Genomic DNA, 1538 nt, shown 5'->3' with positions numbered 1-1538 from the left:
TGGTGCTACCCCATGCCCATCAAGCTAAAATTTTATAGTACCCCCAGAACGAAATTTTGTACTAACTTGTAACAAAATGCTCATTTTTTCGTTTTGAGGTATTTGCATTTCTTAGCTTGATGGTGATGGGGGGTACCCCTACTAGAAAGATTGTCTCCGCGTGAACGTGAAGAACTTGAAAAATTTAAAAAAGAAGCAATGAAAGAACCACCGGATTTCTTTGAATATATTCAGTCTACCGAAAAAGATAATAAATGATACATAATGCCTCCAATAGAATATTTATCAAATTGATAACATATGTATCCCTTTCAATTTTTACAGAAATTGTAATATTATAAGTATATGCATATAGAAGAGGAGGCATAGGTTCTATGAAAAATGTTAAGTTTTATGGGTTGATTCTAGCATTCATCTTGCTACTGGCAGCTTGTAGTAGTAATTCCTTTGAAGATTATACATCAAAAGCTGATAAGAACATTAAGGATAAAAAATATAGCGAAGCTATAAAGAATTATCAAGAGGCTTTGAAGTTGAAGGATGATAAGAAGATTAAAAGTAAGTTAGAACAAACCGAAAATTTAAAGAAAGCGCAAGATGCTTTTGATAAACATGAAATCGGGAAAGCTATGAATAATGTTCAAAAGGCAAAAAGTGATGAAAATAAAGAATTAACAAAGCAAGCCAATGCATTGCAAGGTGAGATTCAACAAGAATTTTTAGCTACATTTAATAAGTTGAACATGAATGATATTACTGGCGATGTAAAAGAAGCCCGTAAATCTTTAGATGATCTTATGGCTTGGATACAACAATCTGACCTATTAAAATCTCAAAAGGATTTTGTTGATACGTTACCTGAAAAAGAAGCAAGTATCTCTAAACTAGAGGAAAGTAAAAAATAAAGAAAAGAGGTTGCCTAAAAGTAACTATTCAGCGACTTTTGGGACAACCTCTTCTTTTTGTTGTGGATTTTCAAGAAAGTTTAGAATAAAATAAAAATATGATCACCTACCTATTATTCACTAATGAAAAGAAAAGGGGGTAGCGAAATGCAACTGAAGTATGGGAAGCACATTAATATATTATCTATTGTTCTAACTTTGTTCTCTTTTTCCGTAATTGTAAGTTTCTCTACCTGGTTGAGTGGATATTCAATTCCCAACCTTTCTACAATGCTTAAGGTAACAATGTTGAGTGCATTTATTCTTGGAATTATAGGGTTTAGACAAGAGAAAAGCGCACTAGCGATTATAATTATGGGAATATGTGCCTTTGCTCTAGTCGTTCTATATACTTATGCGGTTATAAGTTTTCTTGAGCATTAAACACCATGAAAAAGAAACGAACATTTTTGTTCGTTTCTTTTTCATGGTGTTGGATGATTATTATAAAATAGCCTCTTCTAATGATTGAGTGCTGAATCCAAGAATTGATTTTTGAGTGTTATTTTCATGATCTTTTACAATGATATATGGAACGCCCTGTACGTTAAAGGATTCAAACTCTTCTTTTCCTTCTGGGGTATTAGGGGTACC

General features: G+C 32.5%; 2 protein-coding genes. Both read left to right on the top strand.

What is annotated here, in order from left to right:
- The first annotated feature begins 374 nt into the window (after positions 1 to 374).
- The gene (locus tag FT637_RS30270) at positions 375 to 905 is read left to right on the top strand and encodes a hypothetical protein (RefSeq protein WP_227494017.1); all 531 of its coding nucleotides are present in this window, start codon (positions 375 to 377) and stop codon (positions 903 to 905) included.
- A 147-nt stretch (positions 906 to 1052) separates the two neighbouring features.
- Positions 1053 to 1328 carry a hypothetical protein gene (locus tag FT637_RS29470; RefSeq protein WP_001176332.1) on the top strand — a complete coding sequence of 92 codons (276 nt, stop codon included), beginning with the start codon at positions 1053 to 1055 and terminating at the stop codon, positions 1326 to 1328.
- The last annotated feature ends 210 nt before the right edge of the window (positions 1329 to 1538 follow it).

The organism is Bacillus cereus, assembly GCF_015071065.1.
Classification (GTDB): domain Bacteria; phylum Bacillota; class Bacilli; order Bacillales; family Bacillaceae_G; genus Bacillus_A; species Bacillus_A cereus_BA.
Note: the sequence above shows the minus strand (reverse complement) of the source record. Positions and strands in the feature narration are given on the sequence as shown.

Excerpts from the sequence above, each read along its gene's own strand:
- FT637_RS30270 (WP_227494017.1), top strand. The coding sequence starts at position 375 with ATGAAAAATGTTAAGTTTTATGGGTTGATTCTAGCATTCATCTTGCTA.
- FT637_RS29470 (WP_001176332.1), top strand. The coding sequence starts at position 1,053 with ATGCAACTGAAGTATGGGAAGCACATTAATATATTATCTATTGTTCTA.